This window comes from Salinirubellus litoreus (assembly GCF_037335815.1).
GTDB lineage: Archaea > Halobacteriota > Halobacteria > Halobacteriales > Haloarculaceae > Salinirubellus > Salinirubellus litoreus.
The window spans coordinates 710,327-733,491 of sequence record NZ_CP147841.1; the positions used below are offsets into that span (position 1 = coordinate 710,327).

Here is a 23,165-nt window from a genome sequence, read left to right on the forward strand (position 1 = left end):
CGCGGCGAGAACTTTTATCAGGGGAACGAGAACTGACGACGATGCCCACGACTCCGGGGGACGGACTGGTGACGGTAGCCATCGAGAGCCCGAGACACGGCACCGAGGCACGGGAACAGCTCGGAGTGGCGGCAGCGCACCGGGAGCGGACGGACGAGCCGCGCGGAGCCCCGATCGGAGCGACGGTCGCCAGGGGTGACGGCGTGACCGACACTCTCGCGCAGGACGGGGACGGGGCGGGCGGACCGCTCGGCCGGACCGGGGTGCTACTGCGGCGGTGACGGGCCTCGCCGCAGCGGTCACGGGGGTCGGGTTCTGGGCGCTCGTGGTGCTGGCGACGGTCACCGGGCTCGTCACGGCGTGGGCGCTCGGAGCCAACAGCAACTCCCCGCCGTTCGCGCCCGCCATCGGCGCGAACGCCATCTCGACGATGCGGGCCGCGTTCCTCATCGGCATCCTCGCCGCGCTCGGGGCGCTCACGCAGGGAGGTGCCATCTCCGAGACCGTCGGCGCGGGGCTCATCGACGGCGTCGCCATCACGTCGCTCGCGGCCACGGCGGGCCTGCTCACCGCGACCGCGTTCATGGCGTTCGGCGTCTACACCGGCTACCCGGTCCCGGCGGCGTTCGCCACCACCGGCGCGATGGTCGGCGTCGGCCTCTCGCTCGGCGGCGACCCCGCGATCGACACCTACCGGCGTATCGCGACGTTCTGGGTCCTCGTCCCGCCCGTCTCCGGGGGGCTCGCGTATCTCACCGCGACGATCCTCCGGCGGGACGACATCCCCGAGACGGTCGGGATACCGCTGCTGGCGGCGCTCGTTGGCGCGATCGTCGCGAACGTCCGGCTGGCGATCATCCCCGACCCCTCGGGCGGCGAGCAGGGCTCTATCGCCGGCTACCTCGCGGGGTTCGTCGACGCGCCGACCGTCGCGAGCGTCGACCTCGCCGTCGTCGCCGTGACGCTGCTCGCCGCGGCCGGGGGCTTCCAGTTCATCCGCCGCCGGACCCAGCAGTCCGTCGACCGCGGCGTCAGGACGTTCCTCGTCCTCCTGGGGAGCCTCGTCGCCTTCTCCAGTGGGGGGAGCCAGGTCGGACTCGCCACGGGACCGCTCGAGAACCTCTACCGGGTCGAACTCGGGCTCCCGTCGCTCGTCCTGCTCGCCGTGGGCGCGACGGGCATCCTCGCGGGGGCCTGGATGGGCGCGCCGCGGCTCCTCCAGGCCACCTCGCGGGAGTACGCCCAGCTCGGGATTCGGCGATCTATCGCCGCGCTCGTCCCCGGGTTCGTCATCGCCCAGACCGCCATCGCGCTCGGCATCCCCATCTCGTTCAACAACATCATCATCTCGGGGGTGATCGGTGGCGGGCTCGCCGGCGGCTCCGCCGGAGTCTCGCGGCGGAAGATCACCGTCACCCTCGCGTTCTGGATCATCACGCTCGTGACGTCGGTCGCCATCGGGTTCGGCCTCTACCGGGCGTTCGCGCTCGCGCTCGGCGCGTAGCCCGGTAGACTCCGAACCGCCCACCGACCGACGCCGGGCACCAACCCGACTTACAGCCGTTTCCGCATGCAGGCGGCCGTCGACGGACAGAGGTCGGCGAACTCGGTCGTTGCCCGTATCGCCTCCGGGGGCTCGGTTCGTTCTACCTCGGCGTACCCGCGGTCGGCGAAGAACTCGCGCGCGGTCGTCGTGAGCAGGTAGAGCGTCCCCACACCGTCCTCCCCGGCGACCGCCTCCAGCCGATCACAGAGGGCCGTGCCGATCCCCTCCCCCCGCACCGACCGCTCGACAGCCACCGAGCGCAGGAGCCCGTCGGACCCGTAGACCTCGACACCGCCGACGCCGACTCGCTCGTCACCCTCGCGTGCGACGTAGAAGCACTCCGGTTTCGAGCGGACGTCCGCCGACGGCAGGTCGTTCTCCTCCAGCAGCACCTCGACGTAGGCGAGCGCGTCCACGTCGGCCCTCTCGAGGGTGATGGTTGCACCGCCCATACCACCGCGACGGCCCGGTCCCGGTAATACCTTTTCCGGGATCCCGGGGGACCACCCGACGGGATCTCCAGTCGAAACGGTGGCCTTTCCATCCCGTTTGTGAACGTCCCTCAATGGAGTCACTCTGCAGGGATGTGACGACGGGAGAACGGAATCTCCACCCGAAGCAGTGGCCTTTCCCGATCGTTCGTGAACGTGTGACTATGGAGGTGGGGGAGCCACCCGATCACGGCTCGATGGTCCGCAGGCTCCCCGGACTCGTCGAGAGCGTTCGCGTTCCCCGTTCGGTGACGGCGATGTTCACCTCGACGTGGAACGTCCCGTACGCCGTGGCGAACGCGGGCTCGACCGTGAGGACCATCCCGGGCTCGAACGTCCGGGCCGTATCGGTACCGAAGCTCGGCAGTTCGGTCACCTGCCGGCCCAGCGAGTGGCCCACGCGCCCGGCCAGCCGGGAGAGACGCGCCGTCACCGGCAGGTCGAGGTCGTCGACGGCGGCCTCGGCCCCGCGTGCGACGTCGGCCATCGGAGCACCCGGTTCGACGGCGTCGACGGCCGCCCGCGTGATTCGCTCGACCGCCGCCTGCGCCTCGCGCTGTCGCTCGCTCGGCCCCCCGACGACCCCCGCGCGGCTGTAGTCGGCGAAGTAGCCGTCGACGGCACAGCCGCCGTCGATCCAGACCATCGCGCCCTCCTCGACGACCCGCTCGGAACCCCCGCTCGCGGTCCGGTCGTACTCCCGCGGGCCGCACGTGACGAGCGCCCAGGGTGCCGATCCGCCGCAGTCGAGGAGGTGTCCGAGGAAGCACACCTCGACCTCCCGGCCGGTCATGCCGGTCGAGACGTCCCCGAAGGTGCGCGAGAACGCCTCGGCGGTCACCGCACAGGCCCGTTCGACCCGTTCGATCTCCGCCGTTGACTTGCGTGAACGCAGGTCGACGAGGAGGGGCTGTGCGTCGACGAACGCCGCGTCCGAGCGGTCGGCGAACGCGGCGAACTCGCCCGAGGGTACCGAGAGCGTCGTCTCCGGGCCGTACTCGACGCCGATTCGCCCCCCGGAGACGCCCGCCTCCGCGAGCGCCTCGCGGAGTTCGGCGACGGGGAGCGAGGAGAGCCGCTCGTACGTGCGGAGATCACAGCCCTCGTCGCCGATACCGGCGGCGAGGAACTCGTGGACGATCAGCGTCGGCGTGCCCTCGCGGGGGAGGAGGTAGCACATCGGCCGGGAGCCGCTCCCCGCACCGAGCATCCCGCTCGCCTCGGCGAAGTACGACAGGTTCGGCCCGCCGGTCAGCAACAGCGCGTCGAGGCCCGACTCGTCCATCCGATCGCGCGCCCGCTCGCGCCGAGCATTCCTGTCGATATCGTGTTCGAAGTCGAGCGACACGGTAGGCCCGCTCATGACGTCCGCACCTCGGCGCTCGGCCCGATAAACCCACGCGGTCCCCCGCGAATCGGGGCGTCCGAGCTTCGTCCCGGCGCGTTTATGGGGGCTCCACGGCGGGTTACGAGTATGTCGATGCCCCACGTGCGGACCCTCGCGTGTACCCTCTGCGGCGCGGAGTACGATCCCGAGCAGGTCGTCTACACCTGCCCGGAACACGACGGACTGGCGGGTATCCTCGAGGTGGTCTACGACTACGACGTCATCGCGGAGAGCTTCGACGTCGACCTCGATGGGAACATCCGGAGCCAGTGGAAGTACGAGGCGTTCCTGCCGGTCGACGAGGAGGCCGAGGTGGTGAGCCTCGGTGAGGGCGGTACGGACCTGTTCGACGCCCCAAACCTGAGCGAGTCGCTCGGGGTCGACGTGCTAGTGAAGGACGACGGGCGGAACCCGACGGGCTGTTTCAAGGACCGTGCGAGCTCCATCGCGGTGACGAAGGCGAGACACGCCGGACGGGACGTCATCACGTGTGCGTCGACGGGGAACGCGGCGGCGTCGCTCGCGGGCTACTCGGCCCGCGGTGGCCTCGACTGCCGGATCTTCGTGCCCGGGGAAGCCCCTCCGGAGAAGCTCGCCCAGCCGCTCGTCTACGGGGCCGACGTGCTCGCCGTGGAGGGGACCTACGACGAGGCGTACGACCTCTGCGTCGAGGTCACCGAGTCCTACGGCTGGTACAACCGCAACGCGGCGATCAACCCGTTCCAGGTCGAGGGCAAGCGGACGGTGGGCCACGAACTCGCCGAACAGACCCGGCGGGAAGTCCCCGACTGGGTCGTCTTCTCGATGGGCGACGGCTGTACCATCGCGGGCGCGTGGAAGGGGTTCCGCGAGTTCCACGAACTCGGATACGTCGAGGAGGTACCGAGGATGCTGGGCGTGCAGGCGGAGGGCGCGGCGGCGATACACGACGCCTTCCACGACCACGCGGACGCCGACGCGGTGGCCGAGACGGTCGCCGACAGCATCGCCGTCGGCCGACCCCGGAACACGGTCAAGGCGTGTCGCGCGTTGGAGGAGAGCGACGGGACCTCCGTGCTCGTCTCCGACGAGGAGATACTGGACGCGGAGGCACGACTCGGCCGCACCGAGGGTATCTACGCCGAACCCGCGGGGGCGGCCCCGGTCGCGGGGGTCGAGCGGGCGCTCGCGGAGGGGGTGATCGAGCCCGACGAGACGGTCGTCGTCGCGGTGACCGGGTTCGGCCTGAAGGACAGCGAGAGCGCGCGGGCGGCGGCCGGGGACGCGACGAGCATCGCCCCGGACATCGAGGCGGTCCGGAGCCGGTACGAGCCCGACGAGACGGGCGGGACCCGGGTCTGACCACCTGTCGGAGCCACCCGACCGAAGCGAGACGACTATCTGACGACCGTCACGGTGACGGGTGCCTCGCCGACGACGGCCGTGGCGACCGTCCCGAGGAACCGCCGGGCGAGTTCGTTCCGATCGCCGCCGTGCCCGCCCATGACGACGTGATCGACGTCGCTCGACTCGACGAACTCGACGATGGCCTCGGCCGGATCGCCCGTCTCGACCGCCGTCTCGACGTCGCGGTCGACCTCGGCGGCTCGCTCTCGGGCACCATCGACCAGCACCTCGGCGCGTTCGCGCGCGTTCTCGACCCGATCCTCACCGGCTCCGAGGATCCCGCCCTCGCTCATCGAGGCGTCGAGCGGCATCACGACGTTCAGGACCGTCACCCGGCAGTCGAACGTCTCGAGGGCGTGATCTAGCGCCTCGTCGGACAGCGGCGATCCGTCGAGCGGGACGAGAACGTGTCCGGGGGCCATACCGACGCTCGGGGGCCGGAACACAAGTATCCCGCCGGTCGGCCGGGGTCGAGGAGTCGACTTCTCACCCCGTCGCGTCGAGACTCCCCTCCGGGGGCGCGAAGATGACCAGCGTCTCTAGGTCCTCCTCGACGTCGAGAAACCGGTGTTCGACGCCGCGCTCGACGAACACGACGTCGCCGCGTTCGACCGGGTACGTCTCCCCGTCGATCTCGATCCGGCCCCGGCCCGCCGTCACGACGTACAGCTCGTCCTCGGCGTGCGGCGTCTGCCGGTCCGGTTCGCCCGCGGGGATCCGGTAGAGTCCCGCACTCATCGACGGCTCGCGGAGGAACTCCAGGTACGGATCCCCCGAACCCCGGTGGCGTTCGCGGAGGATATCGACGTTCGTCGGCTCCATCCGATAGGCTACACCGGCGTTCGGCCTGAAGCTTCCGCTCACCGTTGCCCCTCGCCCGGATCCGGCGATCTCCCCGAGCCGAAGACGTATAACCCAGGCAATAGATAGCACGGCCGTTCGGACCATGCAGAGCCACACCGTCACGGGCGGCGGCGGGATCGACCTCCACGTGGACGAAGCGGGCCAGGCCGACGGGCAGTCGATACTGTTCATCCACGGCTACACCCAGTCCCGGCTCTCCTGGGATCGGCAGATGCACTCGGACCTGGCCGACGACTTCCGGCTGGTGGCGATGGACGACCGCGGCCACGGCGACTCGGGGAAGCCCCGCGACGCCTACGACGACTCGACGCTCTGGGCCGAGGACGTCCAGTCGGTCATCGAGACGCTCGATCTGGACCAGCCGGTGCTCGTGGGGTGGTCCTACGGCGGGCTGATCGTCTCGGACTACCTCTCGGAGTACGGGACCGGGCACGTCTCGGGGCTGAACTACGTGGGCGCGATCTCGAAGCTCGGGACCGAGGACGCGCTGGCGGTCATCGGTGAGGACTTCACGGAACTCGTCCCGGGGTTCGAGTCCACCGACGCCGAGGAGAGCGTCGAGACGCTCGACACGTTCGTCGGGCGGTGCGTCCACGGCGACCTCGACCCGCGCGACCGCTACTACCTCCTCGGGTTCAACACGGCGGTCCCACCGTACGTCCGGACGGGGCTCCACTCCCGAACGGTGACCCACGACGACGACCTCCGGGCGATCGACGTGCCGACGCTGCTCACGCACGGAGAGGAGGACACGATCGTCCTGCCCGCGGCGGCCGAGGAGCACGCCGGCCTGATCGACACCGCCGAGACCTCCTGGTACCCCGACACCGGCCACTCGCCGTTCTGGGAGGCACCCGAGAGATTCAACCGCGAGCTACGGGAGTTCGTCGAGGAGGTGTAGCGGTGCCCCACCCGGGGGAGCGCTGACACCTCGATGCACCGGCGTCGAGAGCGATAGCGCCGGAGAAGGAGTGATCCGTTGGAGTGTCCACTCCACGCGCACGGATCAGCGGAGATCGACAGCGTAGCGGAGCGGTCGGCGGGTCCCGGGCTCGTTCACCCGAACTTGCCGCTGATGTAGTCCTCGACCCGCTGGCTCTCGGGGTTCTCGAAGATCGCGTCCGTGTCGTCGTACTCGACCAGCACCCCACCCGTCAGGAAGACCGCGGTCTGATCGGAGATGCGGGCCGCCTGCTGCATGTTGTGCGTGACGACGACGACCGTGTACTCCTTCGAGAGCTCGTCGATGAGGTCCTCGATCTTCGAGGTCGCGATCGGATCGAGTGCGGAGGCCGGCTCGTCCATCAGGATCACGTCCGGATCGGTCGCTAATGCGCGAGCGATACAGAGCCGCTGCTGCTGGCCGCCAGAGAGCCCCAGCGCGTTGTCGTCCAGCCGATCCTCCACCTCGTCCCAGAGCGCGGCCTGTCGGAGCGACCGCTCGACGAGCTCGCGTTCCTTCTCCTCGTCGCTCCGGCCGAGCAGCCGCGCGAGCAGCCCCTTCTCGATGTCGCCGTGCTTGCGCGGCCCGTAAGCGATGTTGTCACGGATCGACTTCGGGAACGGGTTCGGCGACTGGAACACCATACCCACTCGCTTTCGGAGTTCGACCAGATCGACACTGTCCTGATAGATCTCCTGGCCATCGAGTTTCACCGAGCCGTCGATCCGTGCCGACTTGATCCGGTCGTTCATGCGGTTGAGACACCGCAGGAACGTCGACTTCCCACAGCCCGACGGCCCGATGAGCGCCGTCACGCTCTTCTCGGGGATCTCCATCGAGACGCTCTGGATGGCGTGGTCGTCGCCGTAGTAGACGTCGAGGTCCTCGACGGATATCTTCGGTTCGCCGTCGAACTCGTAGCGGGTCCACTCCTCGCGGACCTCCTCCTCGGTCTCGCCGTCGGTCGTCGCCGTCGTGGAACCCGTCCCGATGCCGGGGACGTCCTCGTCCGGTTCTCCTGTCTCCATCTCGTTGTCGGTGAGTGATGATTCGCTCATTGGTCGAGTTTCCTCCGGAAGTACACCCGCGACGCGATGCCGACCGCGTAGAAGCTCAGCACGACCAGCAGCAGCACGAGGGCGGTCCCCCAGGCGAAGTCGGGCCGCTGGCCGACCCCCGCGGAGATGATGGCGTACAGCTGGTAGGGCAGTGCCGAGGAGGACTGCACCAGATCGACGGTGGGCACCGCCACGAACGGGAACGACCCCGTGAAGTGGAACGATCCTCGAACGACCCGCGCCGCCTGGCTGGGAAACGGATCCGACACCATCACCAGCAGGATGGGGGCGGTCTCGCCGGCGATCCGGCCCACCCCGAGGATGACCCCGGTGATGACGCCCGGCAGGGCGGCCGGGAGGACGACGCTCCTGATGGTCTCCCACTTGCTCACCCCGAGCGCGGCCGAGGCGTCCCGGTAGGAGTCGGGGACGCTCTTGAGTGCCTCGCGCGAGGTGATTACCACCAGCGGGAGCAGCATGAACCCGAGGACGAGCTGTCCCGAGAGGATGGACGTGGTGTTCCCGAGCCGGGGGACGAGGAACGCCAGCCCGAACAGGCCGTAGACGATGCTCGGCGTCGACCAGAGCCCGTTCGTCGAGACCTCCACGAGGCCGGTGAACCGGCCCTGCTCGGCGTACTCGGTGAGGAAGACCGCCGCGCCGACCCCGAGCGGCACCGCGAACGTCACCGCGCCGGCGACGAGCCAGAACGTCCCCACGATCGCGGGCAGGACGCCGTTGAGTTCGTTCGTGAGCGCGACCCCCTCCATCACGAACGGCCAGTAGAACCAGACGACGGGGGCCTCGATGATGACGTACTCCTCGATCGGCGGGAAGTAGAACCACGTCCACGGCTGGACGAACAGGCCGTAGCGGATCCCCCGGGTCATCGGTTCGAACCCCCGTATCGTCACGAACGCGACCAGCCCCACCAGCAGGGCGACCATCCAGGCCGCGTTCGCACCGACGAGGAGCCACGCGCCCAGCTGACGCCCGCGGCTACCGAAGCCGCCGTAGGCCTTCGCCGCGGTCCAGGCCGCGAGGAGGCCGGCGACGACCGTCACCAAGGGAACCGCCACGTCGCCGTGGAGGGTGGCGGAGAGGTCACCCATCTGCCACGACCAGCCCGGCTCGACGACTCCCGTCACGACCACGAGCCCGGCGACGACCGCGGTCAGCGCCGGGACGACCGTACTCCCGAGGTCCTCCCGGGGGAGGACCGTCACCGCCCCGGCGGTCGCCCCGACGAGCAGCGCGGCGACCGGCCACAGCGTCGACAGTCCGAGCGCGAACGCGCCGACCAGCCCGCCGACGACCAGCCCGACGAGCGCGAACGCGCCGCCGGCCAGCAGTCCGGCGCTCCGGCTCGGCTGTGACTCGACGAGTCCGGTCCGGGAGGCGATACCGACTCCGAGGACGCCGAGCCCGAGCAGGGCGAGGCCGGCCCCCTGGAGCGTCGCGAACGCCAGTCCCCCGACGGTCGCCGTCATCGGGACCAGATCGAGTAGCCCGACCAGGCCGCCCGCGACGAGCAGTAGCGACAGGGCGACCAGCCCGCCCGAGAGCAGCTCCGCCGTCGACGACTCCGCGGCGACCAGCCCGCGCGTGTCGGTGCTCACTGTCGCCCCCCGAGCTTGCGCTCCATGTGGACCTCGACGTACCGCGACCCGACGCTCAGACACATCACCGTCACGAACAGCACCACGCCGGCGGCGAACAGGGCGGCCATCTGGAGGCCGCTCGCGTTGCCGTACTGGCTGGCGATGAGGCTCGTCAGGGTGATGGTGTTGCCGAAGACGTCGTAGAGCGGATCGGGCAGTTCCGCGATGTTGGCGAGGATCACCGTCGCGGCCATCGTCTCGCCCACCGCCCGGCCGACGCCGAGGATGACGGCCGCCGAGACCCCCGAGAACGAGGCGGGGAGGGTGACGCTCTTTATCGTCTGCCAGTCCGTCGCGCCGAGCGCGAGCGCGCCGTCCTTCATCGGATCGGGAACGCTGGTGATGGCGTCCTCGGCCACGGAGATGACCGTCGGGAGCGCCATCACGCCGACCACGAGCCCGACCGCGAGCAGGCTCCCGTAGACGGGCATGTCGAACTCGTCGAACAGGTACTGGCTCAGGACGACGAGCCCGAGGAAGCCGTAGACGATGGAGGGGACCCCCGCCAGCACTTCGACGGCGGGCTTGAGGAGTTCGCGCAGCCAGCCGGGGGCGATCTCCGCGAGGAAGACCGCGCCGGCGACGCCGAGCGGCCCCGCGATGGCCATCGCGATAGCCGTCGTCAGCAGCGTCCCCCAGATCATGGGGACCAGGGAGTAGCCCTCCGGCCCGAACTCGGTACCCGTGAACATATCGAGGCCGAGCGCGGAGAACGCCGGGAGCGAACGGAGGATCAGGTAGACCGTGATGAGCCCGAGGATGACGACCGTCGAGACCGTCGTCAGCCACATCAGGAACCGGGCGGTCGACTCCTGGTAGACGAACCACCCGACGACCACGACCCCGACGAAGACCAGCAGCGGGTAGAGCGTCAGTCCCGGGGCGGCGAGGAACGCGAGCAGCGCGACGGCGATGGCGACGCCACCGACGCCGCCGACGAGCTTCAGCCCGCGATCGGCGTCCCGGATCCGGTCGAGGCGAGCGGTACTCATGACTGCTGGAGTTTCGCGAGCTGGTTCTCCTGGCGCTCCTGCGTCAGTTTCGAGTAGCCGGCGTACGCGACGAAGTTCTGCTGGCCGAAGTCGCTGACGAGCATGTGGAGGAACGGGGCCTCCTTCGCCGAGGTCCCGTCCCAGGTGTAGCAGTGCAGGTCACGCGCGAGCGGGTAACCGGGATCGGAGAGGTTCTCCCCGGGGACGTACGTCGTCCCCTCGAACTCCAGCGCGATGGCGGGGGCCTCCTCCTGGTCGACGAAGGCCAGCGCCATGTACGCGAGGGCGTTGTCCGACCGGGTGACCGTGGCCTTGACCTGCTGGTTCTGACCCCTGCGGATGTCGACGCCGGGCATCTCCGCGTTGGGGCCGCCCAGCAGGTTCGACCGGAACGCCGTGTCCGTCCCGGAGCCGACCGACCGGCCCACGGCCTGGATCTCCCGCTCGGGACCCTCGTAGGACGGGATCTCCGTCCAGGAAGTGATCTCCCCCTGGTAGATCCCGCGCACCTGCTCGGCCGTGAGCTCCGTGACGCCGGCGTCGTAGACCTCCCGGCTGACCACGATCGGCTGGGCGTCGACGCCGACGACGTGGTCGGTGTACATCCCCAGCGTCGACTCGTCCATGTCCGGGAACTCCGCGTCGACCGGGGCCGAGGCGTTGGCGATGTCGACCTGGTGCTCGCGGAGTTTCTCCAGCCCGGTCCCGGAGTGGCTCAGACCGACGCTGACCGTGAACGGCGGCGACTCGCCGCCGGTGGCCTCGAACCCATACTTGCCGGCGAAGTAGTCCGCTAGCCGCTCGTCGGTCTGTATGCCGTACTCCTCGGGGCCCCAGTACTCCCCGTCGGACGGCGGCGGGTTCGAGTTCCAGAACGACCCACCGCGGTTGGTGATTGGGTAGACCGTCGAGGATCCCCCGAGCTTGAGGACCTCGGCGGTCCCGCCATCGCCGGAGCCGGACGTGGCGGCGCTGGCCCCGGGCGGCTGTGGACTCGTACTGACACAACCCGCGAGCGAAGCGGCAGTTCCAGCTACCCCCACGAGAACCGCTCGGCGACTGACGGAGCGATCCGGCATCACCGGCTACTCCCCTCGTGAGAAATAAATACTCGACTATGACACCTATATTGGGAAATGTTCTCACGGGTTCGCTCCCCGGTGTCAGGGAGCGACCGTGGAAACTATTGACAGGATCGGGCCGTCGGGACGGGGACCCCGTATTGCCCCGGGCACCCGACGGCAGCGCACGGAGTAGTCGTCCGGAACGGTAGACTCCCGAAGCCGCAGGGATAGATCATCCGGATGGTCGCGGACCCTCGCTTTGAGCCATCCCGTCGTCTGTAGCAGGACAGACCCCACCACTGACGGTGGTCCTTCGTCCCGACGTAGCTACGCCGGAGAGGGGTCCGTCAGCCCGATTCGACGGTGGACGGTGCCGACGGGATCCGACCGGGACCGGGGAGGATCACTCGAGTCCGGGACGTCCGTCGGTCGCGACGGGGACACGCCGCTCGCAGTTGATCGGTTCGAGATCCGTAGAGACACCCTGTGGACCGGCGGTTCCCGGGGACGTGACGAGGGAGTCGCGTAGACGGGACTTACCCCGAGACACCGCCGTACGGGGTCGGGAACGCGAGGAGAGCGGACCCGTCACCGAGGGGAGCCGGGATCACCCGAACTTGCCGCTGATGTAGTCCTCGACCCGCTGGCTCTCCGGGTTCTCGAAGATCACGTCCGTGTCGTCGTACTCGACGAGTTCGCCGCCGGTGAGGAAGACCGCAGTCTGATCGGAGATACGGGCCGCCTGCTGCATATTGTGCGTGACGATCACCACCGTGTACTCCTTCGAGAGCTCGTCGATGAGGTCCTCGATCTTCGAGGTCGCGATCGGATCGAGTGCGGAGGCCGGCTCGTCCATCAGGATCACGTCCGGATCGGTCGCTAATGCGCGAGCGATACAGAGCCGCTGCTGCTGGCCGCCAGAGAGCCCCAGCGCGTTGTCGTCCAGCCGATCCTCCACCTCGTCCCAGAGCGCGGCCTGTCGGAGCGACCGTTCGACGAGCTCGCGTTCCTTCTCCTCGTCGCTCCGGCCGAGCAGCCGCGCGAGCAGCCCCTTCTCGATGTCGCCGTGCTTGCGCGGCCCGTAGGCGATGTTGTCACGGATCGACTTCGGGAACGGGTTCGGCGACTGGAACACCATGCCGACACGTTTCCGTAACTCGACCAGGTCCACCCCGTCCTGGTAGATCTCCGTCCCGTCGAGCTTCACCGAGCCGTCGATACGGGCGGAGCCGATGCGGTCGTTCATGCGGTTGAGACACCGCAGGAACGTCGACTTCCCGCACCCGGAGGGTCCGATCAGCGCCGTCACGCTCTTCTCGGGGATCTCCATCGAGACGCCCTTGAGTGCATGGTCGTCGCCGTAGTAGACGTCGAGGGCCTCGGCGGCGAGTTTGGCCTCGCCGTCGAACCGGTAGTCGATCCACTCCTCGCGGACCTCCTCCTCGGTCTCGCCGCTGACCGTCCGGAGGGGCTGATCGGTACCGCTCGCCGTCCGTTCGTCCGCACGGGTCGTGGTCTGCTGGTCGGTTCCGCTCACCTCTCTCGTCGTGGGGGTTTCACTCATGGTTCAGTCGTGCCGGAGCTTCCGCCGGAAGTAGTACCGGGCACCGATGCCGACCGCGTAGAACGACAGGACGACGACGAGCAGGACGAGCGCGGTCGCCCACCGGAACCCCTCGGGGTCCGCGACGCTGTCCCCCAGCCCGACGCCCGCCGTGATGAGCGCGAACAGCTGGTAGGGCAGCGCCGAGGTCGCCTGCAGGAGTTCGGGGTTGGCGACGAACGGCGGCACCGATGTGAACTCGAACCCGCCGATCACGTCGACCGTCTGTCCGCCGGGGACGAACGTGCCGCCGGCCATCGTCAGCAGGATGGGTGCGGTCTCGCCGGCGATCCGACCCACCCCGAGGATGACGCCGGTGACGACACCCGGGAGCGCGGCGGGGAGGACCACGCTCCGAATAGTCTGCCACCGCGTGACCCCGAGCGCGGCCGAGGCGTCCCGGTACTCGTCGGGGACCGCGAGCATCGCCTCGCGCGAGGTGATGAGGACGAGCGGGAGCAGCATGAACCCCAGGGTGAGCATCCCCGCGAGCAGCGACTTCTGGTTCCCGAACCGCGGGACGAGGAACGCGAAGCCGAACAGCCCGAAGACGATGCTCGGGGTGCTCCAGAGCCCGTTGGTGGCGACCTCGACGGCCTGGGTGAACCGGCCGCGCTCGGCGTACTCGGTGAGGAAGACCGCCGCGCCGACCCCGAGCGGCACCGCGAACAGCACGGCACCGATGACGAGCCAGATCGTCCCGACGATGGCGGGGAGGACGCCCTGGTAGTCGTTCAGCAGCGCCACGCCGTTCATCACGAACGGGACGCTGAACGGCCAGGTGAAGCTGATCTCGTTCCCCAGCAGCACGACCGTCGAAGTGGGGCCTGTCCCCGCGCCCAGCTGGACGCCGGTCAACAGCCCGGGGACGCCCTTGAAGACGACGAACGCGACCAGGACGAACAGGAAGGCGACGATGGAGACCGCGTTCAGGTAGACGAGCGTGTACGCGCCCGCGTGCCGACCGCGCGCGCCGAACCCGCCGTAGGCCTTCGCCGCCGCCCAGCCGGCGAACAGCGCGCTGAACAGCGTCACGGACGGGATGACGAACTCGGCGGTGAAGGAGGCCGACTGCTCCCAGCCGAGGTTCCACACCCAGGAGGGGCCGATGACGTCCGTCAGGAAGACGAGCCCCGCCAGCACGGGCAGGGCACCGATTGGGACCGTCGAGCCGACGTCCTCGCGGGGGAGTGCCGTCGCCGCGAACGCGAACACGCCGAGCGCGAGGCCACCGAGTACCCCGCCGACGGGGCCGAAGCCGAGCGTCTCGGAGGCGAACCCGCCGGCGATCACGAACCAGGAGATCCCCGCCACCGACCCGGCGATCAGCCCGGCGCTCGGGCTCGGATCCGTCGAGAGGTAGCCGAGCCGCGAGCCGACACCCAGCCCGATCACCGCGAGACCGAGCAGGACGAGCAGGCCGCCGATGAGGCTGACCACCGGCACGCCGGCGACGGGTTCGCTGATGACGACCAGTTCGGCGATCGCCGCGAGCGAGAGTACGAACAGTACCGCCGAGAGCCCGACCGCGCCCGCCGCGACCGCACCCGCGCCGGTCGTCTCCTCCCTGACGAGCCGCGTCCCTCGTTCGGTGTCCGTCGCGCTCCCCATCAGACCTCACCCCCGAGTTTGCGGCGCATCCGCCACTCGATGTACTGCGAGCCGATCGAGATGAACAGCACGGTGACGAACAGGATGACGCCGGCGGCGAACAGCGCGTCCATCTGGAGGCCGTCGGCCTCGCCGTAGTTGCGCGCGATGAGCGAGGTGAGCGTCTCCTGACCGTAGAAGACGTTCATCAGCGGCTCGGTGAGCCTCGGAACGCCCCGGAGCATCACCGTCGCCGCCATAGTCTCGCCGATGGCCCGGCCCACGCCGAGGAGCACCGCCGCCGAGACCCCCGAGAAGGCCGCCGGGAGCGTGATGCTGGTCATCGTCTGCCAGTCGGTCGTCCCCATCGCGAGCGACCCGCTCTTCATCGACTCGGGGACGCTCGACAGCGCGTCCTCGGCGACCGAGACCACGGTGGGGAGGGCCATCAGCCCGACCACGATGCCGACGAACAGGTAGGTCCCCTGGCCGGTCAGGTCGAACTGGTCGGAAGCCCACGGGCTGAGGACGGTGAAGCCGATGAACCCGTAGACGATCGAGGGGATCCCCGCCAGGATCTCGACGCCCGGCTTGACGACCTCGCGGACCGTCTCGGGCGCGATCTCCGAGAGGAACAGCGCCGCCGAGACGCCCAGCGGCGCGGCGACAGCCGTCGCGATGACCGTCACCATCACCGTCCCGTGGATCATCGGCACCATCGAGTACCGGACCGGATCGGAGACGGCGTCCCAGCGCGTCCCTACAAACATCCTGAGGCCCGGCACCGTCACGCCGAACACGGTCGCGCTCTCGTACCGGAAGACCGGGACCGCCTCGACGAAGATGAAGACGATGATGAGCCCCAGTATCAGGAGTGTCGACACCGTCATCGCCAGGGTCAGCGCCCGCGCGATCAGCTCCTGGTGGCGGATCCAGCCGTACCCCGTCGCGAGGAGGAAGACGGCGAACGGGAGCACCGTGAGCGACGAGACCAGCAGGAAACCGGCGAACGCCGCCACCAGCGCGAGCAGTACCACCGAGACGGTGGCGAGCGCCGCCGGCTCCGTGTCGTCGACGAACTCCCGCGTGCGCCGGACCCGACGTCGGAGGCTCGCCCCGATCCGTTCCGTTCCTGTTACCATGTCGTGTAGTGTAGCTAATTTCGGGCTCGAAATCGAACGGAGTCGATTCGCCGTCCGGTCTAAGCGAAACCGATTACGGCATCAGCTCCGCGAGCTTCTCCTTCTCGGCCTCGAGGTCGCTCGTCGGGAGCGGGATGTAGTTGTTGTCGACCACGAACACCTGCTGGCCGAACTCGGTCAGGAACATGTTGAGGAACGCGGCCTCCTTCCGGCTCGTCCCGCCGCCGCCGGGGTTGCTCTCCTCGACGAGCGTGTACATGTGGAGGTCGCGGTTGAGCGGGTACGCGCTGTCGAAGATGGTGTTCTCCGCGTCCGGGTCGGGCTCGTAGGTCGTCCCCTCGAAGTTGATCGCGATGGGGATGACCGACTCGCTCGTGAACGCGAGGGCCATGTACGCGATGGCCCCCTCGTTCTGCTGGACGAGCTGGGCGACCTGCTGGTTCTGTCCCTGCCGGGTGTCGACCTCCATCGGCGCGTCGGCGTCGCCGAGCATGTTCAGCCGGAACGAGGTGTCCGTCCCGGAACCCTCGGCGCGACCGATGACGTAGATCTCCTGGTCGTAGTCGATGCCCTCGAGCTCGTTCCAGTTCGAGACCTCGCCCTGGAAGATAGCCCGGATCTGCTCGCCGGTGAGCTGCTGGATGCCCGCCTCGTGGACGTCCTGGCTGACGACGACCGGCTGGCCGTCGCGACCGACGACGTGGTCGACGACCGTCTCGTCGGCCTTCTCCTCGCTCCAGTCGAGTTCGGCGGTGATGGGACCGGAGGAGTTGCCGATGTCGACGAGCCCGTCGACGACCGCCTCACAGCCGGTGCCGGAGTGGCTCAGGCCGACCGTCGTCGGGAACGGCGGCTCCGAGCGCTGCTCGGTCGGCTCGAAGCCGAACATCTGGGCGAAGTAGTCGGCCAGCAGCATGTCCGTCTGGATCTCGTCCCATCCCGCGACGCTGCCCTCGTCGTTCGAGCCCCAGTACTCGCCGTCGCTCGGCGGCGCGTTGGAGTTCCAGTACGAACTCCCCTTGTTCGAGATCGGGTAGACCGTGGACGATCCCTCGGCGTTGAGCAGCGAGGTGTCCATACTCGAGCCGTCGCCGCCGTCACTGGAGGACGAGCCGTCGCCCGACGCCTCGGTCGGCGTCGACTCGGGTGCCTCCGTCGGCGTCGAGCCCCCCGAGGAGCCATCGGACCCGTCGCCGGAGGAACCGTCGCCGCCATCCTGGCTCCCCGTACACCCCGCGAGACCGGCAGCCCCGATGGCACCCGAGGTGACGATGAACTTCCGCCGTGATACCCCCTCTCGCGACCGCTCCGGTTCGCGTGTCATCGAGTGAGTCCAGGAGATATCTAATTAAACTCGTTTATAATAGGGGTCCCGAGCCCCCCCACTCGGTACGTCGCTCCGGGTATCCGCCGGTATCCGGACGTACCTCTCCGACCCCGGAAATACCGGGAGGTACCGGGACGTACGCCCCGGGTACCGAGCGTACGAGTATATACCACACGGCACCCGTACCGAACGCTACGAGGGGACCGGGCGGTCGTCGACGGAAGCTATAACGGGACCGGAGGGCCAACCCCCGGCCATGAGCCAGGAGGAGGGGTCGGGTGGTCCGCGGTTGATCGGGCGTCCGGTCGAGGAGGCCGTCGAGGCGGTCCTCGCCGAGGACGACTCGCGCGACCGGGGGACGGTACGGGCGACGCTCGATACCGTCACCGAGGACGGCGTCGTGAGCGAGGCGGCGATCGAGGAAGAACTCGAGGAGGTGTCGAAGGTCGTCTCGACGCCCGAAACCCGGATCGAGCTCGCCGCGATGGAGGTCAAAGAGGCGAAGGGGACCGCCGAGGCGGAGGGCGTGTCGGACCTCGATACCGTGCGTACGCGGATCGGGACGTACGAGTCCCGCCTGGAGGCGGCCGAGGAGGCGATCGGCGCGCTCGGACCCGACCTCCGCGAGGTCATCGACCGGCGCGGGGCGGGTGCGAACGCCTACGAGGTGGCGGCCGGCCTCCGCGAGGTCAGGGCGGAGGCGGACGAACTCCACCGAACCGCCGACGAGCTGGGGGTGGACGCCGAGGAGTTCGGCCGGTGGCTCACCGACCCCGGGACGCGGTACGAGGAGCTCGAAGCGGAGATCGAGGCCGTCGAGCGGTCGCTGGCCGCGCTGTCGGGGACGGCCGACGACCTGGACGCGGACGACGGCGAGGGAGCGTCCTCGTCCCTCCCGGCGGATCCGGGCGTCGTCTGGGCGGACGCCTCGCTCCGGACGCGGGTGACCGCGCTCCTCGTCACGGACATCGAGGCCGAGCTCGACGACCTCCGGGCGTGGCCGGATCGGGAAGGATCCGACGACCGACTCGACGAACTCGGCACGCGACTCGGCGAACTCGACGGTGAGTGCCGCGACCTGGAGGAACGGCTCGACGGACTCACCCGTCCGTCGTGGACCGATCGGTTCGGTGACCGGCTCGACGAACTCGAGGACGCGCTCGACCGGTTCGCTCCCCCCGTATCCTGGGGCGAGGTCGAGGCGGAGCTGGAACGACACCGCGAGGCGCTCGGGGCGGCGTAGCGGGGGGCAGTCGAGCCTCCGGATCGCGGACCGGCCGGCCGTTCCCGCGGACCGGGAATCGGAACAGCGTTCTTCGTCGCGAGACTCCACCATCCGAGTGGTGACAGCCATGATCGACGTGACCGGACTCCTGTTACAGGTCGGACCGCACGGCCCCCACGGACCGATGGGCCCGCACGGGCCGATGGGACCGGGTGGGGGCCGCGGCTGGGGTGCGATGCCCTGGGGTGCCGGTGGAGCGGGGCTGTTCCCGACGCTCCTCTGGCTAGTCGTCCTCGCGGCGCTCGCCGGGGGCCTGGCGTACCTCGCCCTGCGACGCCTCGACGAACGAGCGCCGGACGAACGAGGCCCCGGGAAGTCCGACGCGCGGACGGTCCTGGAGACGCGGTACGCCCGCGGCGAGATCGACGACGAGGAGTTCGAGCGCCGCCGTGACCGGCTCGCCGTCGAACCGTAGCCGGGCCGGCGAGACCGATTCGCCACGAACGGCCCCCGTCGGGGGTAGAGATAAGAGGGGCGAGTCGGAGCGTACAGTCCACTGATGACAGACGACACTTCCCGGCCGCCGTGGCTGTTCGAACCGACCGACGAACGGGGTATCGAGCGCGAACTCGCGCCGGGGCTCGACGCCCGCATCTTCGCCGGGGAGCACTCGATGCTCTCGCTCGTCGAACTCGAACCGAACGCCGAGGGACAGCTCCACAGCCACGAGGAGGAGCAGTGGGGCTACCTGCTGGAGGGATCGGTCACGCGCACCCAGGGCGGCGAGGCGGTCGAGGCGACCGAGGGCGAGTTCTGGCACACCCCGGGTGGCGTCGAACACACCATCCGGGCGGGGGAGGACGGCGCGGTCGTCCTCGATATCTTCAGCCCACCCCGACCGGAGTACCGCCAGACGGGAGCGGGGTTCGGTGACGGCGACGGCGAGTAGGGACGGGACGCTACTGCTTAGTGCCCCCGCGCAGCACCCTCCAGCATGACGCAGTACGAGCCGGTCGAGTCCCCCGATGCGACGACGGTGTTCCCGTACCACGATCTGACGCCGCCGACCACCGCGGACGTCTACCGCGCCCGGAAGGTCGTCGACCGCCACCTCCCGCGGACGCCGCTGGTCAGGAGCGAACCCCTCTCGGCGCGGTTCGACGCGGACGTCTACCTCAAGCGCGAGGACACCCTCCCCACTGGTGCGTTCAAGGTCCGCGGGGGGCTGACGCTCCTCTCCCGGCTCGACGAGGAGTTCCGCGACCCCGGCCTCGTGGCCGCGAGCACCGGCAACCACGGCCAGTCGATCGCCTACGCCGGCCGGGAGTTCGGTGTTCCGATCACGATCGTCGTCCCGGCGGAGGCGAACCCCTCGAAGGTGCGGGCGATGGAGCGGCTGGGGGCAACAGTGGTAAAGCACGGCCCGGAGTTCGACGCCGCGCGCGAGCACGCCGAGGAGCTCGCCGTCGAGGAGGGCTACCGGCTCGTCCACTCTGCGAACGAGCGGGCGCTGGTCGCCGGCGTCGGCACCGCGGGGATCGAGGTGGTCGAAGAGTTGCCCGAAATCGACTACCTGTTCTGTCCCGTCGGGGGCGGATCGAGCGCCGCCGGCTACTGTCTCACGGTGGGGGCGCTCACGGACGCGAGCGTGATCGGCGCACAGTCCGAGGCCGCCCCCGCGGTCCACGCAGCGTGGCGCGACGGCGGCCTCGACCCGCACGACCGCATGGAGACGTTCGCGGAGGGGATCGCCACGCGCTCCCCGTTCGCGATGACGACCCGGCTCCTCCGCGAGCGCCTCGACGACTTCCGGCTCGTGAGCGACGACGCGCTCCGGGAGTGGATCCGGGAGCTGTTCCTGGAGGAGACCGTCGTCATGGAGGGGGCCTGCGCGGCGAGCGTGGCCGCGATGGACGGGATGCGCGAGGAGATCGCGGGGAAGACGGTCGTCTTCCCGATCTCGGGACGGAACGTCGACCCCGAGAAGTTCCGGGCGATCGTCGACGAGGGGTGAGCGGCAGGTCCCGGCGGGATCGTCGGGTCACCCGGACTCCGCGCCCGGCGGCGTGCCCTCGAACCCCGGAGGGAGGCCGGTGTGCTTGATGCCCGTCCAGTCCTCGACGCGGAACCGGTAGAGCTCGACGGCCTCGGTCTCCCCGGCACGCTCGAACAGCTCCGGCCGCCAGGCGACCTGCACCGCCTCCAGCACGTCGTCGTGCTCCGTCCCGGGGACCGCCTCGACCACGCCCGACAGCAGCACGCTCTGCCAGTTGAACGCCGTGTCCGCCCGGTAGACGAGGAACCTCGCGATCCCGTTCTCGGACGTGAGCTCCGCCTTCCGGCTCTCGCTACCGAGGACGTACGTGAAGTAGAGCGACTCCCCGTCGAAGCCGTACGACATCGGGATCATGTAGGGAGCCTCCTCGCCCGGGAGCCCGAGCACGCCCGTGCTCTGACTCGACAGGAACCCCCGGATCTCCCCGTCGTCCATCCTGACCAGCCCGTGTGATTCGAGTTCGTCGACGGTCATCCCGTGGAAAGATGGTCGCCGAGCTACATGAGGTGTGCGACCAGTTACCGGATACGGGGAACGAGCGGTCTCGGCAGTCCGGAACGGCGAGTGGTCGACGGTTCCTACCCGAGCCGTCCCTCCCACTCCTCGGCGGTCAACGATTCGCCGGTGACGCCGTCGGGCCCCTGTGCGGCCAGCAGGACGGCCGCATCGTCCATCACGTCCGGCGGCAGTATCTCCGCCCGCTCGTCGTCGGGAAGGTGCGCCCAGATGTCGGTGTCGACCCGGCCGCCCGGGTCGAGAGCATTGGCGTTCACGCCGTCGTCCGCACCCTCGAGAGCCGTGACGCGAGTGAGCCCCTCGAGACCCCACTTGGAACTCACGTACGCCCCCGCACCCGCGATGGCCCGCCGGCCGAGCCCAGAGGAGACGTTGACGACGTTGCCACGACCTTGTTCGAACATATACGAGAGGGCCGCCCGGGTGAACAGGAACGTCCCCTTGAGGTTCACCCCGAGGACGGTGTCCCACTCGGACTCGGCGACGTCGACGAGGCGCTTGCGCGAGTCCTGCATCCCGAGGATGCTCACACCCGCATTGTTGACCAGGGTGTCGAGACGGCCGAATCGGTCGACCGTGCGCTCGACGACCCGCTCGACCGCGTCGGCGTCGCGCACGTCCGCGGGGACGACGAGTGACTCACCGGACAGGTCCTCTGCCACCCGTTCCATCCGCTCCTCGTCGCGGGCGGTGAGCGTCACTCGCGCGCCTTCCTCGGCGAACCGCTCGACCATCGACCGGCCGAGCCCGCGGCTCGCGCCCGTCACGACCACGACCTCGTCCTCGAGTGCTGGCATGGGCGCTCCTCGGTCCCGGGGGTGATGAAAGCTCGTCCACCGGAGTCGGGTTCAAGTACCGGCGTCGTCTCCGTCGGGTCGTGTCGAACGCGACGACGACCGACGACAGGACCGACCGTGGACGGCGGCCCGCGGGGGTGGCGAGATGAACCGCGCGCACTTCGGACCGATCGACGGGGACGCGCCGGTCTACGGGGCGTGCCGCCCGGGCCACCTCGGCGGGGGGCTCGACGAGTGGCTCGGGATCCTGGCCGACGGAGAGGTCACGACGGTCGTCTGTCTCCTCTCGGAGGGTGAGGCCGGACGCTGGGGACTACCCGACGCGTACGACGACGCGTTCCGGACGGCCCACGTCCCGATCCGCGACCGCCACCTCCCGGCGCCCGGGCGGCTCGCGCGGGCGGTCGACCTGATCGGGACGACGATCGACGAGGGCGGGCGCGTCGCGCTCCACTGCAACGCCGGCCTGGGTCGGACGGGCGTCGTCGCCGCGGCGTGGCTGGTCTGCGAGCGGGGTCACACGCCGGCCTCGGCCATCGACCTCGTGGAGACGGGCCCCATGCCACGAGCGCCGCGGGAGGCGGTACGGGAGGGGAACGCGACCGAGGCGGAGCTCCACGACCTGCTGGAGTCCGCGTAACCGATACGGCACTCGACGAGAACGGAAGGACGGCGGCCGTGCTACTCCTCGGGTGGCGCGGCGATCTCGACCCGCTCGGAGAGCCAGGCGACGGCCTCGGCGACGACGTCGGGGTCGGTCCCGCTCACGCGGATCCGGTTGTGTCCCTCCGTCGCCGGGTAGCTCCCGACCGCCACCTCGAACCGGTCGCGGGCGTCCCCGACGACGCCGACCATCGAGCCCTCGGGCTGGGGGGTGTAGAGCGTCTCCGAGACGGTGTCGCCCTCGAACTCCGCCTCGACCAGTTCGAACAGCGCCTTCATCTCGACCGGCACGCCCGGGAAGACGTAGACGTTCTCGACGACGCAGCCGGGGCAGAGACCCTCGGGGTTGATCAGCGCACGTCCTCCGGACGGTAACGCGGCCCACGCGTCGACGTCGATGTCGATGTCGTGAGCCTCGACCGTCTCGGGGTTCCGGTCGCGGTAGGCCGCCACCGTCTCGATGACGTCCTCGCGGACGGCGTCGTCGACGACGAGTTCGCGGCCGAAGGTGTCGGCGATGGCGTCGGCCGTGACGTCGTCGTGGGTGCCGCCGAGCCCGCCGGTCACGATCACGGCGTCGAACGCGGCCGACCACTCCGCGACCGTCTCCGCGATCAGGGCGCGGTCGTCGGGCACGGTCAGGATGCGGACGACCGTCGCGCCGCCCCGGGTCAGCCGCTCCGCGAGCCACTGGGCGTTCGTGTTCGTGATGTCGCCCGCGAGCACTTCGTCACCGACGGTGAGCACGGCAACCTCCATCGGGGGAGTCGAGGCCGGCCACGAGCAAAAGCCTGCGGTCACCGGACCCCGGGTCGGGACCCGACACCGAGATTCCGCGTCGGACGGACGTCGTG

General features: G+C 69.6%; 23 protein-coding genes and 1 pseudogene. 9 read left to right on the top strand and 15 right to left on the bottom strand.

The window, feature by feature from the left end; all coding sequences use genetic code 11:
- Positions 1 to 41: 41 nt before the first annotated feature.
- Together WDJ58_RS03550 and WDJ58_RS03555 are read left to right on the top strand one after the other, a co-directional pair.
- Positions 42 to 281 carry a hypothetical protein gene (locus WDJ58_RS03550; protein WP_338916247.1) on the top strand — a complete coding sequence of 80 codons (240 nt, stop codon included), beginning with the start codon at positions 42 to 44 and terminating at the stop codon, positions 279 to 281.
- The gene (locus WDJ58_RS03555) at positions 278 to 1,504 is read left to right on the top strand and encodes an inorganic phosphate transporter (protein ID WP_338916248.1); all 1,227 of its coding nucleotides are present in this window, start codon (positions 278 to 280) and stop codon (positions 1,502 to 1,504) included. The genes WDJ58_RS03550 and WDJ58_RS03555 overlap by 4 nt, the downstream gene beginning before the upstream one ends.
- A gap of 50 nt (positions 1,505 to 1,554) precedes the next feature.
- Here the strand turns inward: WDJ58_RS03555 and arsN2 are convergent, their stop codons facing one another.
- Positions 1,555 to 1,998 (bottom strand): arsenic resistance N-acetyltransferase ArsN2, encoded by a 444-nt coding sequence (gene arsN2, locus WDJ58_RS03560; protein WP_338916249.1) that lies wholly within the window; start codon positions 1,996 to 1,998, stop codon positions 1,555 to 1,557.
- Positions 1,999 to 2,341: 343 nt separating this feature from the next.
- Positions 2,342 to 3,400, bottom strand: a pseudogene (locus WDJ58_RS03565) (M24 family metallopeptidase); the annotation flags it as partial.
- A gap of 111 nt (positions 3,401 to 3,511) precedes the next feature.
- On the opposite strand from WDJ58_RS03565, the gene thrC reads away from it, so the two are divergent.
- Positions 3,512 to 4,765 carry a threonine synthase gene (gene thrC / locus WDJ58_RS03570; protein ID WP_338916251.1) on the top strand — a complete coding sequence of 418 codons (1,254 nt, stop codon included), beginning with the start codon at positions 3,512 to 3,514 and terminating at the stop codon, positions 4,763 to 4,765.
- A 35-nt stretch (positions 4,766 to 4,800) separates the two neighbouring features.
- On the opposite strand, the gene WDJ58_RS03575 is transcribed toward thrC, so the two are convergent.
- Together WDJ58_RS03575 and WDJ58_RS03580 are read right to left on the bottom strand one after the other, a co-directional pair.
- A complete protein-coding gene (locus WDJ58_RS03575; RefSeq protein WP_338916252.1) occupies positions 4,801 to 5,232 on the bottom strand; it encodes a universal stress protein in 432 nt (143 codons plus the stop codon).
- Between the two features lie 64 nt (positions 5,233 to 5,296).
- Positions 5,297 to 5,632 carry a cupin domain-containing protein gene (locus WDJ58_RS03580; RefSeq protein ID WP_338916253.1) on the bottom strand — a complete coding sequence of 112 codons (336 nt, stop codon included), beginning with the start codon at positions 5,630 to 5,632 and terminating at the stop codon, positions 5,297 to 5,299.
- Positions 5,633 to 5,756: 124 nt separating this feature from the next.
- Between WDJ58_RS03580 and WDJ58_RS03585 the strand changes: the two genes are divergently transcribed.
- The gene (locus tag WDJ58_RS03585; RefSeq protein ID WP_338916254.1) at positions 5,757 to 6,575 is read left to right on the top strand and encodes an alpha/beta fold hydrolase; all 819 of its coding nucleotides are present in this window, start codon (positions 5,757 to 5,759) and stop codon (positions 6,573 to 6,575) included.
- Positions 6,576 to 6,730: 155 nt separating this feature from the next.
- Here WDJ58_RS03585 and pstB (WDJ58_RS03590) read toward each other — a convergent pair whose 3' ends face one another.
- From pstB (WDJ58_RS03590) to WDJ58_RS03625, 8 genes are all read right to left on the bottom strand, one after another.
- Positions 6,731 to 7,645: a phosphate ABC transporter ATP-binding protein PstB gene (pstB, locus tag WDJ58_RS03590; RefSeq protein WP_338917811.1), complete on the bottom strand. Its 915-nt coding sequence runs from the start codon at positions 7,643 to 7,645 to the stop codon at positions 6,731 to 6,733.
- A gap of 26 nt (positions 7,646 to 7,671) precedes the next feature.
- On the bottom strand, positions 7,672 to 9,294 hold the full coding sequence (pstA, locus tag WDJ58_RS03595; RefSeq protein ID WP_338916255.1) for a phosphate ABC transporter permease PstA: 1,623 nt from the start codon (positions 9,292 to 9,294) through the stop codon (positions 7,672 to 7,674).
- Positions 9,291 to 10,328 carry a phosphate ABC transporter permease subunit PstC gene (pstC, locus tag WDJ58_RS03600; protein ID WP_338916256.1) on the bottom strand — a complete coding sequence of 346 codons (1,038 nt, stop codon included), beginning with the start codon at positions 10,326 to 10,328 and terminating at the stop codon, positions 9,291 to 9,293. The genes pstA (WDJ58_RS03595) and pstC (WDJ58_RS03600) overlap by 4 nt, the downstream gene beginning before the upstream one ends.
- Entirely contained in the window at positions 10,325 to 11,407 is a 1,083-nt protein-coding gene (locus WDJ58_RS03605; protein WP_338916257.1) for a PstS family phosphate ABC transporter substrate-binding protein, read from the bottom strand. The genes pstC (WDJ58_RS03600) and WDJ58_RS03605 overlap by 4 nt, the downstream gene beginning before the upstream one ends.
- Before the next feature lie 592 nt (positions 11,408 to 11,999).
- Entirely contained in the window at positions 12,000 to 12,956 is a 957-nt protein-coding gene (pstB, locus tag WDJ58_RS03610; protein WP_338916258.1) for a phosphate ABC transporter ATP-binding protein PstB, read from the bottom strand.
- Between the two features lie 3 nt (positions 12,957 to 12,959).
- The gene (gene pstA / locus WDJ58_RS03615; protein WP_338916259.1) at positions 12,960 to 14,606 is read right to left on the bottom strand and encodes a phosphate ABC transporter permease PstA; all 1,647 of its coding nucleotides are present in this window, start codon (positions 14,604 to 14,606) and stop codon (positions 12,960 to 12,962) included.
- On the bottom strand, positions 14,606 to 15,727 hold the full coding sequence (pstC, locus tag WDJ58_RS03620) for a phosphate ABC transporter permease subunit PstC (protein WP_338916260.1): 1,122 nt from the start codon (positions 15,725 to 15,727) through the stop codon (positions 14,606 to 14,608). The genes pstA (WDJ58_RS03615) and pstC (WDJ58_RS03620) overlap by 1 nt, the downstream gene beginning before the upstream one ends.
- Before the next feature lie 73 nt (positions 15,728 to 15,800).
- Positions 15,801 to 17,051, bottom strand: a complete 1,251-nt coding sequence (locus WDJ58_RS03625) for a PstS family phosphate ABC transporter substrate-binding protein (RefSeq protein WP_338916261.1) — start codon at positions 17,049 to 17,051, stop codon at positions 15,801 to 15,803.
- A gap of 259 nt (positions 17,052 to 17,310) precedes the next feature.
- On the opposite strand from WDJ58_RS03625, the gene WDJ58_RS03630 reads away from it, so the two are divergent.
- From WDJ58_RS03630 to WDJ58_RS03645, 4 genes are all read left to right on the top strand, one after another.
- Positions 17,311 to 18,297 (top strand): hypothetical protein, encoded by a 987-nt coding sequence (locus WDJ58_RS03630; protein WP_338916262.1) that lies wholly within the window; start codon positions 17,311 to 17,313, stop codon positions 18,295 to 18,297.
- Positions 18,298 to 18,406: 109 nt separating this feature from the next.
- Entirely contained in the window at positions 18,407 to 18,754 is a 348-nt protein-coding gene (locus WDJ58_RS03635; protein ID WP_338916263.1) for an SHOCT domain-containing protein, read from the top strand.
- A gap of 84 nt (positions 18,755 to 18,838) precedes the next feature.
- Positions 18,839 to 19,228, top strand: coding sequence for a cupin domain-containing protein (locus WDJ58_RS03640; protein ID WP_338916264.1), 390 nt, complete (start codon positions 18,839 to 18,841; stop codon positions 19,226 to 19,228).
- Between the two features lie 45 nt (positions 19,229 to 19,273).
- Positions 19,274 to 20,293, top strand: coding sequence for a threonine ammonia-lyase (locus WDJ58_RS03645; RefSeq protein WP_338916265.1), 1,020 nt, complete (start codon positions 19,274 to 19,276; stop codon positions 20,291 to 20,293).
- A 27-nt stretch (positions 20,294 to 20,320) separates the two neighbouring features.
- Here WDJ58_RS03645 and WDJ58_RS03650 read toward each other — a convergent pair whose 3' ends face one another.
- Positions 20,321 to 20,809 (bottom strand): pyridoxamine 5'-phosphate oxidase family protein, encoded by a 489-nt coding sequence (locus WDJ58_RS03650; protein WP_338916266.1) that lies wholly within the window; start codon positions 20,807 to 20,809, stop codon positions 20,321 to 20,323.
- A 104-nt stretch (positions 20,810 to 20,913) separates the two neighbouring features.
- Positions 20,914 to 21,648, bottom strand: a complete 735-nt coding sequence (locus WDJ58_RS03655) for an SDR family NAD(P)-dependent oxidoreductase (protein WP_338916267.1) — start codon at positions 21,646 to 21,648, stop codon at positions 20,914 to 20,916.
- 145 nt (positions 21,649 to 21,793) lie between these two features.
- On the opposite strand from WDJ58_RS03655, the gene WDJ58_RS03660 reads away from it, so the two are divergent.
- The gene (locus WDJ58_RS03660) at positions 21,794 to 22,288 is read left to right on the top strand and encodes a protein-tyrosine phosphatase family protein (RefSeq protein WP_338916268.1); all 495 of its coding nucleotides are present in this window, start codon (positions 21,794 to 21,796) and stop codon (positions 22,286 to 22,288) included.
- Positions 22,289 to 22,329: 41 nt separating this feature from the next.
- Here the strand turns inward: WDJ58_RS03660 and WDJ58_RS03665 are convergent, their stop codons facing one another.
- Positions 22,330 to 23,070, bottom strand: a complete 741-nt coding sequence (locus WDJ58_RS03665) for a competence/damage-inducible protein A (RefSeq protein WP_338916269.1) — start codon at positions 23,068 to 23,070, stop codon at positions 22,330 to 22,332.
- Positions 23,071 to 23,165: the final 95 nt, after the last annotated feature.

Bases quoted from the DNA above. Each gene is read 5' to 3' on its own strand.
- WDJ58_RS03650 (WP_338916266.1), bottom strand. From the start codon at position 20,809: ATGACCGTCGACGAACTCGAATCACACGGGCTGGTCAGGATGGACGAC.
- WDJ58_RS03645 (WP_338916265.1), top strand. From the start codon at position 19,274: ATGACGCAGTACGAGCCGGTCGAGTCCCCCGATGCGACGACGGTGTTC.
- WDJ58_RS03580 (WP_338916253.1), bottom strand. From the start codon at position 5,632: ATGGAGCCGACGAACGTCGATATCCTCCGCGAACGCCACCGGGGTTCG.
- WDJ58_RS03575 (WP_338916252.1), bottom strand. From the start codon at position 5,232: ATGGCCCCCGGACACGTTCTCGTCCCGCTCGACGGATCGCCGCTGTCC.
- WDJ58_RS03585 (WP_338916254.1), top strand. From the start codon at position 5,757: ATGCAGAGCCACACCGTCACGGGCGGCGGCGGGATCGACCTCCACGTG.
- pstC (WP_338916256.1), bottom strand. From the start codon at position 10,328: ATGAGTACCGCTCGCCTCGACCGGATCCGGGACGCCGATCGCGGGCTG.
- WDJ58_RS03625 (WP_338916261.1), bottom strand. From the start codon at position 17,051: ATGACACGCGAACCGGAGCGGTCGCGAGAGGGGGTATCACGGCGGAAG.
- WDJ58_RS03630 (WP_338916262.1), top strand. From the start codon at position 17,311: ATGAGCCAGGAGGAGGGGTCGGGTGGTCCGCGGTTGATCGGGCGTCCG.
- WDJ58_RS03655 (WP_338916267.1), bottom strand. From the start codon at position 21,648: ATGCCAGCACTCGAGGACGAGGTCGTGGTCGTGACGGGCGCGAGCCGC.
- WDJ58_RS03605 (WP_338916257.1), bottom strand. From the start codon at position 11,407: ATGCCGGATCGCTCCGTCAGTCGCCGAGCGGTTCTCGTGGGGGTAGCT.
- pstB (WP_338916258.1), bottom strand. From the start codon at position 12,956: ATGAGTGAAACCCCCACGACGAGAGAGGTGAGCGGAACCGACCAGCAG.
- WDJ58_RS03635 (WP_338916263.1), top strand. From the start codon at position 18,407: ATGATCGACGTGACCGGACTCCTGTTACAGGTCGGACCGCACGGCCCC.
- WDJ58_RS03660 (WP_338916268.1), top strand. From the start codon at position 21,794: ATGAACCGCGCGCACTTCGGACCGATCGACGGGGACGCGCCGGTCTAC.
- WDJ58_RS03665 (WP_338916269.1), bottom strand. From the start codon at position 23,070: ATGGAGGTTGCCGTGCTCACCGTCGGTGACGAAGTGCTCGCGGGCGAC.
- pstC (WP_338916260.1), bottom strand. From the start codon at position 15,727: ATGGTAACAGGAACGGAACGGATCGGGGCGAGCCTCCGACGTCGGGTC.
- thrC (WP_338916251.1), top strand. From the start codon at position 3,512: ATGTCGATGCCCCACGTGCGGACCCTCGCGTGTACCCTCTGCGGCGCG.
- arsN2 (WP_338916249.1), bottom strand. From the start codon at position 1,998: ATGGGCGGTGCAACCATCACCCTCGAGAGGGCCGACGTGGACGCGCTC.
- WDJ58_RS03550 (WP_338916247.1), top strand. From the start codon at position 42: ATGCCCACGACTCCGGGGGACGGACTGGTGACGGTAGCCATCGAGAGC.
- pstA (WP_338916259.1), bottom strand. From the start codon at position 14,606: ATGGGGAGCGCGACGGACACCGAACGAGGGACGCGGCTCGTCAGGGAG.
- WDJ58_RS03640 (WP_338916264.1), top strand. From the start codon at position 18,839: ATGACAGACGACACTTCCCGGCCGCCGTGGCTGTTCGAACCGACCGAC.
- pstB (WP_338917811.1), bottom strand. From the start codon at position 7,645: ATGGAGACAGGAGAACCGGACGAGGACGTCCCCGGCATCGGGACGGGT.